The organism is Nocardioides salsibiostraticola, from assembly GCF_054783655.1.
Map to the genome: position 1 here is coordinate 51,827 of NZ_BAAGQD010000014.1, position 13,876 is coordinate 65,702.

Annotated in this window: 14 protein-coding genes; 8 read left to right on the forward strand and 6 right to left on the reverse strand. The window is 67.7% G+C overall.

Going from position 1 to position 13,876, the window contains the following annotated elements; genetic code table 11:
• Positions 1 to 247: 247 nt before the first annotated feature.
• A complete protein-coding gene (ptsP, locus tag ACYVLV_RS07620; RefSeq protein ID WP_460808948.1) occupies positions 248 to 1,936 on the reverse strand; it encodes a phosphoenolpyruvate--protein phosphotransferase in 1,689 nt (562 codons plus the stop codon).
• A gap of 86 nt (positions 1,937 to 2,022) precedes the next feature.
• On the opposite strand from ptsP, the gene ACYVLV_RS07625 reads away from it, so the two are divergent.
• The 5 genes from ACYVLV_RS07625 (at position 2,023) to ACYVLV_RS07645 (ending at position 6,711) form a co-directional block, all read left to right on the forward strand.
• On the forward strand, positions 2,023 to 2,790 hold the full coding sequence (locus ACYVLV_RS07625) for a DeoR/GlpR family DNA-binding transcription regulator (protein ID WP_460808949.1): 768 nt from the start codon (positions 2,023 to 2,025) through the stop codon (positions 2,788 to 2,790).
• Entirely contained in the window at positions 2,787 to 3,770 is a 984-nt protein-coding gene (locus ACYVLV_RS07630) for a 1-phosphofructokinase family hexose kinase (protein ID WP_460808950.1), read from the forward strand. The genes ACYVLV_RS07625 and ACYVLV_RS07630 overlap by 4 nt, the downstream gene beginning before the upstream one ends.
• A 65-nt stretch (positions 3,771 to 3,835) precedes the next feature.
• The gene (locus tag ACYVLV_RS07635) at positions 3,836 to 4,093 is read left to right on the forward strand and encodes an HPr family phosphocarrier protein (RefSeq protein ID WP_460808951.1); all 258 of its coding nucleotides are present in this window, start codon (positions 3,836 to 3,838) and stop codon (positions 4,091 to 4,093) included.
• A 303-nt stretch (positions 4,094 to 4,396) separates the two neighbouring features.
• Entirely contained in the window at positions 4,397 to 5,725 is a 1,329-nt protein-coding gene (locus ACYVLV_RS07640) for a PhoH family protein (protein WP_460808952.1), read from the forward strand.
• A 218-nt stretch (positions 5,726 to 5,943) separates the two neighbouring features.
• Positions 5,944 to 6,711 (forward strand): aggregation-promoting factor C-terminal-like domain-containing protein, encoded by a 768-nt coding sequence (locus ACYVLV_RS07645; RefSeq protein WP_460808953.1) that lies wholly within the window; start codon positions 5,944 to 5,946, stop codon positions 6,709 to 6,711.
• 15 nt (positions 6,712 to 6,726) lie between these two features.
• Here the strand turns inward: ACYVLV_RS07645 and ACYVLV_RS07650 are convergent, their stop codons facing one another.
• Positions 6,727 to 8,148: a class II fumarate hydratase gene (locus ACYVLV_RS07650; protein ID WP_460808954.1), complete on the reverse strand. Its 1,422-nt coding sequence runs from the start codon at positions 8,146 to 8,148 to the stop codon at positions 6,727 to 6,729.
• 97 nt (positions 8,149 to 8,245) lie between these two features.
• Between ACYVLV_RS07650 and ACYVLV_RS07655 the strand changes: the two genes are divergently transcribed.
• Both ACYVLV_RS07655 and ACYVLV_RS07660 read left to right on the forward strand, forming a co-directional pair.
• Entirely contained in the window at positions 8,246 to 8,821 is a 576-nt protein-coding gene (locus ACYVLV_RS07655) for a hypothetical protein (RefSeq protein ID WP_460808955.1), read from the forward strand.
• A gap of 24 nt (positions 8,822 to 8,845) precedes the next feature.
• Entirely contained in the window at positions 8,846 to 9,043 is a 198-nt protein-coding gene (locus tag ACYVLV_RS07660; protein ID WP_460808956.1) for a hypothetical protein, read from the forward strand.
• A 19-nt stretch (positions 9,044 to 9,062) separates the two neighbouring features.
• Here ACYVLV_RS07660 and ACYVLV_RS07665 read toward each other — a convergent pair whose 3' ends face one another.
• The 3 genes from ACYVLV_RS07665 to ACYVLV_RS07675 form a co-directional block, all read right to left on the reverse strand.
• Positions 9,063 to 9,653: a TetR/AcrR family transcriptional regulator gene (locus ACYVLV_RS07665; protein WP_460808957.1), complete on the reverse strand. Its 591-nt coding sequence runs from the start codon at positions 9,651 to 9,653 to the stop codon at positions 9,063 to 9,065.
• A gap of 73 nt (positions 9,654 to 9,726) precedes the next feature.
• Entirely contained in the window at positions 9,727 to 11,421 is a 1,695-nt protein-coding gene (locus ACYVLV_RS07670; protein ID WP_460808958.1) for a fumarate hydratase, read from the reverse strand.
• Between the two features lie 46 nt (positions 11,422 to 11,467).
• Complete coding sequence (locus tag ACYVLV_RS07675; RefSeq protein ID WP_460808959.1) at positions 11,468 to 11,875, reverse strand: PLD nuclease N-terminal domain-containing protein; 408 nt, start codon at positions 11,873 to 11,875, stop codon at positions 11,468 to 11,470.
• A 90-nt stretch (positions 11,876 to 11,965) separates the two neighbouring features.
• On the opposite strand from ACYVLV_RS07675, the gene ACYVLV_RS07680 reads away from it, so the two are divergent.
• The gene (locus ACYVLV_RS07680; protein ID WP_460808960.1) at positions 11,966 to 12,634 is read left to right on the forward strand and encodes a DUF1707 SHOCT-like domain-containing protein; all 669 of its coding nucleotides are present in this window, start codon (positions 11,966 to 11,968) and stop codon (positions 12,632 to 12,634) included.
• Between the two features lie 18 nt (positions 12,635 to 12,652).
• Here ACYVLV_RS07680 and ACYVLV_RS07685 read toward each other — a convergent pair whose 3' ends face one another.
• Positions 12,653 to 13,873: an ABC transporter ATP-binding protein gene (locus tag ACYVLV_RS07685; RefSeq protein WP_460808961.1), complete on the reverse strand. Its 1,221-nt coding sequence runs from the start codon at positions 13,871 to 13,873 to the stop codon at positions 12,653 to 12,655.
• Between the last annotated feature and the right edge of the window lie 3 nt (positions 13,874 to 13,876).

Sequence of the window (13,876 nt, forward strand, 5' to 3'; positions counted from 1 at the left end):
GTTGTGCCTGAGGGGACAGCCCGAGGTGCGTAGCCGAGGGGGACAGCTCGAGGGACCTCTTGTCCGGAGCCCGCTTCGGAGGTGCGCCACCCCCTGAGCGCCACCCCCTGAGCGCCACCCCCTGAGCGCCACCCCCTGAGCGCCACCCCCTGAGCGCCACCCCCTGAGTGCCACCCCCGGACGCACCGCACCCCTGACCCGAGAGCGGGCCAGGGGTGCGGTGGTGAGGCGGAGGAGGTGCTGCAGGTCAGGACAGGAGCTCGAGCACCGCTGCGCGTGCCTGCGTGGGACCCGCGGCGTCGACGGCTGCGCGGGCCAACTCGACACACTGTGCCGAGGTCACGGTCGCGAGCTGAGCGCCCACGGGTCGCACGGCGGCGGCGGCCATGGACAGCGACGTGATGCCCAGCCCCACCAGGACACAGGCCAACAACGGGTCGGCTGCGGCCTCGCCACACACCCCGACGGGCTTGTCCACGGCTTGCCCGGCCTTCGCGGTCATCTCGATGAGACGCAGCACCGCCGGCTGCCAGGGGTCGGTCAGGTGCGCCAGGTCGGTGGCCATCCGGTCGGCGGCCATCGTGTACTGCGTCAGGTCGTTGGTGCCGATGGACAGGAAGTCGACGACCTCCAGGATCTGCGGAGCCATCAGCACGGCGCTGGGGATCTCGACCATGACGCCGGGCTTGAGTCCTCGTGAGCGCACCTTGTCGGCGAACTCGGTGGCCTCCGAGACGGTGGCGACCATCGGAGCCATCACCCAGGCGGTGGTGCCCGTCTGCTCGGCGGCCGAAGCGATGGCGTCCAGCTGTCGGTCCAGCAGGCCGGGATTGTCGAAGGACAACCGCAGACCGCGCACACCCAGGGCGGGGTTCTCCTCCAACCCGTGGGTGGCGAAGGCGACCGGCTTGTCGGAGCCGGCGTCCAGGGTGCGAACCACGACATAGGTCGACGCGAAGGGCGCCAGCGCCTTGGCGTAGATGTCGGCCTGCTCGTCGGGCGTCGGCTCCTCGGTGCGGTCCAGGAAGCACAGCTCGGTGCGGAACAGGCCGACCCCCTCGACGGGGGACTCGGCGGACTGGACGGCCGATGCGCCGTCGGCCACGTTGGCCAGAAGCTTGACGGCGACGCCGTCAGCGGTGGCGCCGGGCCCGGCCCAGGTGGACAACCGTTCGGCGCGTTCCCGGTCGGCGGCGACCAGGGACTCGGCCGTGGTCGGTTCGACGTTGATCTCGATGGTTCCTGCCGTTCCGTCGACCAGAAGGGGAGTGCCCGCCTCGACGGTCAGCAGGTCGGTGACGCCGACGACGCAGGGAATCCCCAGTTGGCGGGCGATGATGGCCGTGTGGCTGGTCGGTCCACCCCGTTGGGTCAGGAGGGCCGCCACTCGCGAGGGATCCAGGCCGGCGGTGTCGCTGGGCGCCAGGTCCTCAGCCAGGATGATGGACCGCTCCGAGGGGGCGGGGGCGCCCGGTTCGGGCTCGCCGACCAAGTGGGCCACGATGCGGCGCTCGATGTCTCGCAGGTCGGTGACGCGCTCGGCCATCAGGCCGCCCATGCTGCTGAATACAGCGGCGAACTGCTCGATCGCGTCATGCAGGGCGTTGAGGAGGTTACGACCGGCGCACGGTCGCTCGGAGAGTCCCGCCACCACCGCCCCACGCAGACCCTTGTCGCGCGCCAGGCCGGCGCTGGCGGCCAGCACCTCGGCCGCCGCTCCGGAGGCGTTCTCGCCGCGCGAGGCGAAGCCGTCGGCGACGCGGGTCACGCTGGCGTCGTAGGCGGCGATGGCCTCCTCCGGATCGGAGAAATCCGTCTGACGGAAGCGTTCCACCGCATCTGGCGAGACCTCCATCCGGGCTACGAGAGCTGGGGCGTAGGCGATCCCCGGGACTACGGGTGTGCCGCGCAGGGTGCGGGTTTCGTGTGTGAGCATGGCCACAATCTACGGCCTAGGTTGCTTGACAGTCAACACAAAATAGGTATAAAACAACACATACACAGATCCGAAAGCGAGCAACCATGTACGCCGAAGAACGTCAGCAGGCCATCGTTCAACGTGTGGTGGAGCACGGTCGCATGTCGGTCAATGCTCTGGCCGACTTGTTCGACGTCACCACCGAGACGGTGCGACGAGACCTTTCCACGCTCGAGCGACTCGGGCTGCTCCGCCGGGTTCACGGGGGAGTGGTGCCGGCCCACACGCTCGCGGCCGTCGAGTCCGCCCTCGGAGAGCGGGACCAGGTCAAGACGCCGGAGAAGGATCGGATCGCCCGGAAGGCCCTGGACTTCCTGCCGGCCGACGGGGCCACCGTGATCATCGATGCGGGTTCGACCGCCTCGCGTTTCGCCGCCATGGTGCCGCGGGACCGTCAACTGGTGGTGTTCACCCACGCACTCACCGTGGCCAGTGCGCTGGCGTCGCATCCACACATCGAGTTGCATCTGTTGCCGGGTCGCGTCCGACGGACCACACAGGCGGCGGTGGGTGCCGACACGGTGGCCGCGCTGTCCGATCTGCGGGTCGACGCAGCCTTCGTCGGTGCCAACGGGTTGACGGTCGGTCACGGCCTGACGACTCCCGACCGAGACGAGGCGGCGGTCAAGCGGGCCATCGTGGGATCCACTGCTCGTGCCATCGCCCTGTGCGACGCCAGCAAGATCGGGGCGGAGGCCCCGACCCGGTTCGCGACGATCAGTGACCTCGACACCCTCATCACCGACGACAGCATCACCGACATCGATCGCAAGGAGATCGACGAGGCCGGAATGCACGTGGTGATCGCATGATCGTCACGTTGACGGCCAATCCGAGCCACGATCGGACCATCACTCTGCCCGGACCTCTCGAACGCGGCGCGGTGCAACGCTCGCTCGCCGAGATCTCGCAGGCCGGCGGCAAGGGCGTGAACATCACCCGCGCCGCCATGGCTGCGGGGCTGGCCTCCATCGCCGTGGTGCCTGCCGCCGCGGACGATCCGTTCGTGCAGGAGCTGACCTCGGCCGGGATCGATTGCCACCCGGTCGCACACTCCGGTTCCCCGAGGGTCAACCTCACCATCACCGAGCCGGACGGAACGACCACCAAGATCAACAGCCCCGGGGACGAGATCGACGAGGCGGTCCTCGCGCAGCTCGGCGCCGCACTCCAGTCACTGGGCAGTTCGGCCAACTGGATCGTGCTCGCGGGGTCCCTACCCCCGGGATGCCCGGTGGGGTGGTACTCCGACCTCATCGTCACGCTCCGGGCGGCTGGGGCGAAGATCGCCCTCGACACGAGCGACGCCCCGCTCCGTAGCGTCTTCGACCGACTCGACCAGGCTGCCCCACATCTGATGAAGCCGAACGGCGAAGAACTCGCCTCGCTGACCGGCGGCGACCCCGACGAGTTGGAGTCCGACCCCGCGGCGGCCGCCTCGGCGGCTCGCATGCTCATCGAGGCCGGTGTCGAGACCGTTCTGGTCACCCTGGGCGCGAACGGCGCGGTTCTGGTCACCCGGGAGAACGCCTGGCACGCCCTGCCGCCACCGATCGAGGTGCTCAGCACCGTGGGTGCCGGCGACGCGAGCCTGTTCGGCTATCTGCTGGCGGAAACCCGAGGACTGCCCCACGGGGCGCGACTGGCTCTCTCCGTGGCCTACGGCAGCGCCGCGGCGAGCCTCCCCGGAACCACCACCCCGCACCCGGACCAGGTGCGCGAGAACGAGGTCCGCGTCAGCGAGTTGACCGGTCTGTCGGCTTCGCCATCGTCCACTCGCCCATCTGACTGATTGACCGTCCGACCGTCTACACAGCACCATCACCTCACCTCACCTCACCATCACCGGGAGACACCATGCCAACCATCACCGTCACCGTCGGATCCACCGTGGGCCTGCACGCCCGACCCGCCGCGATCATCTCCGAGGCAGCAAGTGGGCTCGGGTCCGGCGTACAGATCGGCACCCCCGGAGGCCCCGCCGTCGACGCCGCCTCCGCGCTGATGATCATGACGCTCGGTGCCAAGTGCGGAGACGAGGTCGAGGTCACCGGAGACGATGAGGCGGCCGTGACGAAGATCGGCGACCTCGTCGCCGCCGACCTCGACGCCTGAGGGAATCCAGGCGACGTCCCGTCTCCGGCTGTTCATCTGGCCGTAACGCCGGACACGGGCGTGTCGCCCACGATCGGCGTTCACGAGGCGTACTTTTGCGGTGTTGGCGAGTGGGAAGCTCGTCATATCGGGAGGCCCGCTCGTGAGCATTCACGACCTAACCGCAGGACAGGTCCCACCCTGTCCGGGGCGAGGACGCCGGCACTCCGGCGCGCGGGTTGGAAGGAGTTCCGGCTTCCGGTCCATCTGCGCTGGATAGGACCGGGCGCTGAGTGCGCGTGCGGCCCTTTGAGGGGAACACCCGTGACCGCATCACCTGTCGCCTCCACGAGCAGCACGCTCCGCACCTATGTCCTGGACACCAGTGTCCTGCTGGCCGACCCCGGCGCCCTGCGCCGCTTCGCCGAACACGAGGTCGTGTTGCCGGTGGTGGTCATCACCGAGCTCGAGGGCAAGCGGCATCACCCCGAGCTGGGCTACTTCGCTCGAGCGGCGCTACGGATGCTCGACGACCTGCGCGTGATCCACGGCCGACTGGACGAACCGGTCGGGGTGGGGCAGCAGGGCGGCACGCTGCGTGTAGAGCTCAACCACACCGACGCCAACGCACTCCCCTCAGGCTTCCGGCTCGGCGACAACGACACCCGGATCCTGGCCGTGGCCAAGAACCTCGCCGACGAGGGGTACGACGTCACGCTGGTCTCGAAGGATCTGCCGCTGCGCATCAAGGCGGCCGCGGTCGGGCTCGACGCCCAGGAGTACCGCGCGGAGACCGCGGGTGACTCCGACACCGGCTACACCGGGATGACCGAGATCGACGTCGCCGGCGCGGAGATCGACGAGCTCTACGAGGACGGGGTCCTGGATCTCGCTGCGGCGCGTGATCTGCCCTGCCATCAGGGCATGGTCCTGCTCTCCGAGCGCGGGTCTGCCCTGGGCCGTGTTGGTCCCGACAAACGGGTGCATCTGGTGCGGGGTGACCGGGAGGCGTTCGGGATCCACGGCCGCAGCGCCGAACAGCGGATCGCGCTGGAGTTGCTGTTGGACCCCGAGGTGGGGATCGTCTCGCTGGGCGGCCGTGCCGGCACCGGCAAGTCGGCCATGGCGCTGTGTGCCGGGCTCGAGGCCGTCCTCGAACGTCGTCAACACAAGAAGGTCGTGGTGTTCCGACCGTTGTTCGCCGTGGGTGGTCAGGAACTGGGATATCTGCCGGGATCGGAGTCGGAGAAGATGTCTCCCTGGGCCCAGGCCGTCTTCGACACGCTCGGTGCCATGACCTCACCGGAGGTGATCGAGGAGGTTCTGGATCGCGGGATGCTCGAGGTGCTGCCGTTGACCCACATCCGCGGACGCTCCTTGCACGACTCCTTCGTGATCGTCGACGAGGCGCAGTCCCTGGAACGCAACGTGCTGCTGACCGTTCTCTCCCGGATCGGCGCCAACTCCAAGGTGATCCTCACCCACGACGTCGCTCAGCGGGACAACCTGCGGGTCGGCCGGCACGACGGCGTGGTGGCGGTGGTCGAGAAACTGAAGGGCCACCCCCTGTTCGCCCACGTGACGCTGACCAGGTCCGAGCGCTCACCCATAGCGGCCCTGGTGACGGAGATGCTGGAGAACGTGACGGTCTGAGTCCTCGGGGCTGCTACTTCTGAGAGGGGGGTGGTCGCTGGGGCTGATGTGAGAGATGGGGTCAATTCAGCGCCGCGAATTGTGCGGTTCGGTTTGCACCACCCCCAAGGGTCGGGCACAGTAGCCCGAGACCGTTTCGTGACCTTCCCCTCCGAACGGTTGGATCCCCCGCACCTCACGCCTCACCCTGCCCTTTGCTGCCTACCGTCTGGGTTCTCTTGTCCAAGCACGTGAAGCACCTTCCCAAGCACCGCGCGCCCAAGGCCGCTAACAGGCCTGGAACCGTCGGGTCCGCCTTCGAGATGCCGGCTCGCACGGTCCGCAGGGCCGTGCTCTTCTCCGGGGTGGCCGTCGCTGCCACCGGGGTCGCCGTCTCCGGCGGCATGGTCGGTGCGCAGCCGAACCAGCTTTCCGCCACCGAAGGGGTCTCCGCGACCTCGACCTCGGTGGCCTCCTCGGCTCAACTGTCGGTGGCCGCAGTCGACCAGGCCGCGGCCGCAGTGGTGGACGGGGTCGATTTCTCGGATCTGCCGGACCTGTCCGGAGCCGCCGAGGTGGCAGGGGTGGCTGATCGCGCACCGGTGGTGTCGCGCTCGGATCGTCGCGACGCCGCTGACCCGGTGAAGCAAGCTGCGTTGTCCGACGAGGTGGGTGAGGCGATGACCGCCAGTGAGAGCCTCTCCGACTCCGACCCTCGCGACATTGCCCGGGCGCTGCTGCCGAAGTTCGGATTCTCCTCCGACCAGTTCAGCTGCCTGGACTCGTTGTACACCCGCGAATCCGGTTGGAACCCGACCGCTGACAACCCCACCTCATCGGCGTACGGCATTCCGCAGTCGCTTCCCGGCTCCAAGATGGCCTCCGCCGGCGCCGATTGGGCGACCAACCCGGTCACCCAGATCACCTGGGGTCTGGGCTACATCCAGGACCGCTACGGCAGCCCGTGTAGCGCGTGGGGCCACAGCCAAGCCGTGGGCTGGTACTGACCCGGCCTAGGCCACTCAACGCCCGGTCATCGACTCCACATCGAGCGCGGCGTCCAACTCCGCCTCGGTGAGGTCGCCGCGTTCGACGTACCCCATCGACAACACGGTCTCGCGGATCGTGGTGCCCTCGGCGATGGACTGCTTGGCGATCTTGGCCGCCTCCTCGTAGCCGAGGTGGTGGTTCAGCGGGGTCACCACCGACGGTGAGGATTCCGCGAACCGGCGCATCTGTTCGACCTCCGCGGTGATCCCGTCGACACAACGATCGGCCAGGACCCGGGTGGAGGTCGAGAGCAGCCGGATGGACTCCAGCAGGTTGCGGGCGATGACCGGCATCGCCACGTTCAACTCGAAGTTGCCCGACGCGCCGGCCACCGTGACGGTGGCGTCGTTGCCGATCACCTGGGCGCACACCATCAGCAGCGCCTCGGGAAGCACCGGGTTGACCTTGCCGGGCATGATGCTCGATCCGGGCTGCAGGTCGGGAAGGTGGATCTCACCCAATCCAGTCGTCGGGCCCGAGGACATCCAGCGCAGGTCGTTGGCGATCTTGGTCAGCCCCACCGCGATCGTCCGCAGGACTCCGCTGAGTTCGACGAGGGAGTCGCGGGTGCCCTGCGCCTCGAAGTGGTTGCGGGCCTCGGTGAACGGTTGCCCGGTGGCCTCGCTCAAGGCCGTGATGGCACGCTCGGCGAAGCCGTCGGGAGTGTTGATCCCGGTGCCCACCGCGGTGCCCCCCAGCGGCAGTTCTCGCACCCGGGGGAGTACGCCGTCCAGGCGCTCCCCGGCGTAGCGCACCGTGGCGGCGTACCCGCCGAACTCCTGCCCCAACATCACCGGGGTGGCGTCCATCAGGTGGGTACGCCCCGACTTGACCAGACCAGCGAACTCTTCGGCCTTGGCCTCCAGAGAGTCAGCGAGAGCCGCGAGGGCAGGCTGGAGATCGTTGGCGGTCGCCAGCGCCGCCGCCACGTGGATGGCCGTGGGGAACGTGTCGTTGCTCGACTGGCTGGCGTTGACGTGGTCGTTGGGATGGATCCCATCACAGTCCCGGGCCGCCAGGGTCGCGATGACCTCGTTGGCGTTCATGTTGGAACTCGTCCCTGACCCGGTCTGAAAGACGTCGATCGGGAACTCGTCGTCGTGCTCGCCGCGTGCGACCTCGGTCGCGGCCTCGATGATGGCTGCCGCCTGGTCGGTCCGGAGCACGTCGAGGTCGCGGTTGGCGACTGCGGCGGCGGCCTTGACCTGCCCGAGTGCGTGGATCAGGGCCGGCTCGATGGTCGTGCCACTGATCGGGAAGTTCTCGACGGCTCGTTGGGTCTGCGCCGCCCACAGCGCCGTGCGCGGGACCTGCACCTCGCCCATGGAATCGTGCTCGGTGCGGTAGTCGTCTGACTCGGTGGGGCCGTGTGGACCGGAGGATTGCTGCGCCATACTGGGACGGTACCCAGTTTGTTGCGCTAACGCTCGAAGCTTGCTGCGCGATCGCTCGAACAGCAGAACCGTGTGCTCAGACGAGAGGCCCCGAGGAATGACCCAGTGGTTGGAGGACCTCAGCACCCTGCAGGTGTTGCTGTTCGTCGTGATGGTGCTGATCGTCGGGTCGGTCCTGGCCACGATCGTGGGCGCCGTCCTGGTGCGGTTGGGGATGAAGCAACCGTGGGTGCTGCGACGGGCCAGCCGGCTGGTGGCCTGGCTGCTCGAGCTGGTGAAGCGTCCGCTGACGATCGTGGTCCTGGACGAGGTGGCAGCGGTGATCCAGACCGGGCACTACACCCAGAACATCTCCTCCGCGATCCTGGAGAACCACGACGAGTTGAAGGCTCTGATCGCCGAGAAGATCCGCGAGGACCCGAACGCGAAGCTGGTCAGCCGGATCCCGGGCTACGAGACGATCGTCTCGGAGGTCACCGAAACCTCCATGCGCGTCCTGATCGCCGCTCTGGGGGACCCCAGGATGGACGAGTTGGTCTCGGATCTCCTGCGGAACAACCTGCAGCAGATCAAACGCGCGGTCCGGGAGAAGGAGCACGAGCGGCTGGGGGAACCCTCCCCGCCGGACCCCATTCCCGAGAGCGCCCCGAAGATGGGTTCGAAGAGGCCGTGAGGTGCCGTATGGCACCGTTGAGGCATGGCCAAGACATCAGAAAACGAGTCCGACGACCGTCAGGTCTCTGAGGTGGGCGGACTGGACCCCGCTCAGGCGGACACCCCCATCTCCGACAGCCAGGCCGTGGCCGGCAACCCCGAGGGGGAGACCGGCGAAGACGCCGTCGGCCCGGCCGGACCCAACGCAGTGCCGGACTGGGACGCCACGCAGCCGAAGTGACCGGCCGGCACTACCAGGTTCAAGGCTGGGGTGACAGGCCCGGCCAGACGATGTCGAGGATCTCCTGGCCGAGGTCCGGCGAGAGTCGCTTCTCGTCGAGGAGCAGTCGGAACCAGAACGGCGCGTAGAGCACGTCCAACATCGTGTCGATCGGGAGGTCGTCGCGCAGTTCTCCGTGTTCGATCCCCTGCTGCAAGATCGTGGTGGCCCGGGCGCGCCGATCGTGGAGGAAGCGTTGGTGGAACAGGCCCGCGACGGCGGGGTCGCGCTGGGCATCGCTGACCAGTTCCCGGATCATCGCCCCGGCGGGCGAGGCGAAGGTGTCGGCCAGTCGGCGCATGTGATGGGCGACGGACTGCTTCGCGGTGTCTGCAGGATCGCCCTCCACCTCGATGAAGGCCTGCTCCTCGACCAGGTCGGCCAGTGCGTCGACGACGAGAGCCGACCGGCTCGGCCACCAGCGGTAGATCGTCTGCTTGCCCACATGGGCGTCGGCCGTGATCTGGTTGATCGTGACCCGGCCCGGTCCGTGTTCGCAGATCAGATCGCGCGTCGCATCCAGAATGCGTCGACGAGCGGCGTCGTCGCGTTTGGGTCCTCGGCGTGCCATGAGACTCAGGGTAGTGGGAATTCGATCGGCCGGCATGGTGTCCAGCTGGACGCGGGGCCGGGCGAAGCATGCCTCACTCGGCGGAACGCACCCGGATCCCGCTGAGCGGGACGGTCACCGCACCGGAGGGATCAGTGAAGAAGTCGTTGCCCTTGTCGTCGACCACGATGAAGGCGGGGAAGTTCTCGACCTCGATCTTCCACACCGCTTCCATCCCCAACTCCTCGTACTCCAGGACCGACACATCGGTGATGCAGTCCTGAGCCAGCCGCGCCGCGGGGCCACCGATCGAACCGAGGTAGAAACCCCCGTGGCTGCCGCAGGCCTCGGTGACCTGCTTGCTGCGGTTGCCCTTGGCCAGCATCACCTTCGACCCGCCAGCGGCCTGGAACTGCTCGACGTAGGAGTCCATCCGGCCGGCGGTGGTCGGACCGAACGAACCGGACGCCATGCCGTCCGGGGTCTTCGCGGGACCGGCGTAGTACACAGGGTGGTCGCGGAGGTACTGAGGCATCTCCTCACCGGCGTCGAGGCGCTCCTTGATCTTGGCGTGGGCGATGTCGCGAGCCACCACCAGGGGGCCGGTCAGGGAGAGTCGGGTCTTCACGGGGTGCTTGGTCAGTTCCGCCAGGATGTCGTCCATCGGCTGGTTGAGGTCGATGGAGATGACCTCCCCTCCGGAGATCTCCTCGGCGATCCCGGCCTCGGGCATGTACTGCGCCGGGTCGGTCTCCAACTGTTCCAGGAAGACGCCCTCGGCGGTGATCTTGCCCAGCGCCTGCCGGTCCGCTGAGCAGGAGACCGCGATGGCCACCGGACACGAGGCGCCGTGGCGGGGGAGCCGCACGACCCGGACGTCGTGGCAGAAGTACTTGCCGCCGAACTGGGCGCCGATCCCGAAGTCCTGGGTCAGTTTGAAGACCTCCTCCTCGAGTTCGACGTCCCGGAAGCCATGGGCTGACATGGAACCCTCGGTCGGCAGGTTGTCGAGGTAGTGCGCGGAGGCGTACTTCGCGGTCTTGAGAGCGAACTCCGCGCTGGTGCCGCCGATCACGACCGCGAGGTGGTACGGCGGGCAGGCAGCCGTCCCCAGTGAGCGGATCTTCTCGTCCAAGAACTCCAGCATCCGCTTCGGGTTGAGGACCGCCTTGGTCTCCTGGAACAGGAACGACTTGTTCGCCGAACCGCCCCCCTTGGCCATGAAGAGGAACTTGTACTCCGGCTTCCCGGAGGTCTGCGGCGTGGAGTAGAGCTCGATCTGGGCGGGCAGATTGGTGCCGGTGTTCTTCTCGTCCCACATGGTCAGGGGAGCGAGCTGGGAGTAGCGCAGGTTGAGGTTGGTGTAGGCGTCGTACACCCCCTGGCTGATCGCTTCGCCGTCGTCCGCGCCGGTCAGCACGCCCTCGGACTTCTTGCCCATCACGATGGCCGTGCCGGTGTCCTGGCACATCGGGAGCACGCCACCGGCGGAGATGTTGACGTTCTTCAGCAGGTCCAGGGCCACGAACCGGTCGTTGCCGGAGGCCTCCGGGTCGTCGATGATCTTGCGCAGTTGGGCCAGGTGGGCCGGACGCAGGAAGTGGGCGATGTCGTGCATCGCCTCGGAGGTCAGCTGCCGGATCGCCTCGGGGGCGACCCGCAGGAAGGTCTCTCCGTCGGCCTCGAAGGTGGACACACCCTCGGTGGTGACCAGGCGGTACGGCGTCTGGTCCGGACCGATGGGCAGCAGGTCGGAGTAGCGGAACTCGGGTCCGGAGGCAGCAGTCACAATGGCCGAGAGTACGCCGTCGGCCTGATCGGCCAGACGCGGGCCACTAGGGGTTCTCGAGATCCTTCGCCGGTCGGGTATCGGACTGCTCGATCTCGCGCTGACGCTGGAGGCGGGCTTCGCGTTCGGTGCGACGTTGGGCCTCGGCTCGCTCGCGCACCTGCTTGAGGAAGGCGTCGTCCGCTTCCGGGTCGGTGGCGGCCTGCCGGCCCAGACGGTCGTACTCCGGATAGGCGGGCGCGGGCCGCTCATAGGCCCGTGGTCGCGGCGTTCCGTGGCGCCCGACCCCGATCCACAGCACCGAACCGATGAAGGGGAAGAGCAGCACGACCAGTAACCACCCCCACTTGGGCAGGTGGCGGCAGTCCTCCTCGCGGGTCATCAGCACGGTGATGACGCTGTAGACGAACAGAGCGAAGAGCAGGGGTGCCAGCACGATTGCGAGGCGGACCATCTCGTTACTCCCACGGTGCGGGGCGGTCATCCACCCGAATGGCTGAACAGTAAGCCGACAATCCGCCCTACGGGAAGTAGATTCCGGATCATGTCTGGTGAGGTGGAACGTCCTGACCCGTCGCTACGCATCTCCGATGCCGATCGGGAGCGCGTGGCCGAGGTGTTGCGTGAGGCGGCGGGCGAGGGGCGGATCGATTTCATCGAACTCGACGAACGGCTCGAAGCGACCTATGCAGCCAAGGTCTACGGCGATCTGTTGCCGATCGTGGTCGACCTTCCGGGCAACGGAGTCGAGTCGCCGACCAGCAGTCGCCCGCCGGCCAGGGTCGCCGGCCAGGTTCCATCGGTGCCACAGGGCACCAGCACGAACGACCGGAGCGTGGCGATCCTGGGCAGCCAGAACCGCCGAGGGGTGTGGCACATCGGTCCGCAACACGTGGCCTTCGCTCTGCTCGGCGACATCGACCTCGATCTGAGAGAAGCCACGTTCGGAGCCGCCGAGGTGGAGATCACCGCGAACGCCGTTCTGGGAGACATCGAGATCATCGTCGACGCACACACCCGGGTGATCATCGATGGTATGGCGGTGCTCGGCGACTTCGGTCATGGCCGGGACCGCGTGGCCGCGGATCTCGCCGAGGATGCCCCGACGGTTCGGGTCAAGGGAGTGGCGTTCCTGGCCGAGGTCAAGGTGGTGCGGCGTCCGCCTCCGGGCAGCGACGAGGACCGGTGGTACCGCCGCCTCCCCAAGAGGTGAAGCGTTCGTGACAACACCTCAGGTGGTGGGCACCGCCTCCGGGTTGCGCGCCGCGGCGGGGATCTCTCCCGCGTGCTCGAGATCGACGGTGAGGTTCTCGCCGGTGGCGGGGTCGAACAGATGCATCCTCGAGGAGTCGACCCAGATCTCGGCGTCCTCGCCCTCGGTGATGGTGGTCGATCCGTCGAGACCGACGACCAGTTGGGTGCGCAACGACTCTCCGTCCAGATCGCGCTCGAGCTCCTCCAGCTGCTGACGCACCTCGGGCGGGGCTTCGAAGGGGATGTAGGCGTAGGCCTCGTTGCCGAGCCACTCGACGACCTCGACGGGCGCGGTGAAGGTCGACCCTGCGGTGTCGCGTTGCCGGGAGACGACCGAGGCGTCCTCGAAGTGTTCGGGTCGGATCCCTGCGATCAGCAACTCCTTGCCGCGGACCTTCTCGGCCTTGTCGGCCGGGATGGTGACGGTGCCGAAGGGAAGTTCGACCTGGTCCCCGGAGACCTTGGCAGGCAGGAAGTTCATCGGCGGTGAGCCGATGAAGCCGGCAACGAAGAGGTTGCCCGGATTGCCATACAGCTCCCGAGGGGTCGCGAGTTGTTGAAGGAGTCCACGCTTGAGTACGGCGACCCGGTCGCCGAGCGTCATGGCCTCGGTCTGGTCGTGGGTGACGTAGACGGTGGTGATACCCAGCTTCTTCTGAAGGCGCGCGATCTCACTACGCATCTGCCCACGCAGTTTGGCGTCGAGGTTGGACAGCGGCTCGTCGAACAAGAAGGCGTCGGCGTCACGGACGATCGCTCGACCCATCGCCACGCGCTGCCGTTGCCCGCCCGAGAGGTTGGCCGGCTTCCGGTCGAGGTGCTCATCGAGTTCGAGGGTCGCCGAGGCGGCGCGCACCTTCTCGTCCACCGTGGCGTCATCGGTCTTGGCCAGTCTCAGGGGGAACGCGATGTTCTCGTAGACGGTCAGGTGGGGGTAGAGCGCGTAGTTCTGGAACACCATGGCGAGATTGCGCTCGCGTGGTGCGAGGTCGTTGACCCGCCTGTCCCCGATGCGCATCTCGCCCTCGGTGATGTCCTCGAGCCCGACGATCATCCGCAGGAGCGTGGACTTCCCACAGCCCGAGGGTCCCACGAGGATCACGAACTCGCCGTCGGCGACGTCGATGCTGACGTCGTTGACCGCAGGAAAGCCGTCGTCGTACTTCTTCACGATGTTCTTCATGGTGATGGAAGCCATCTG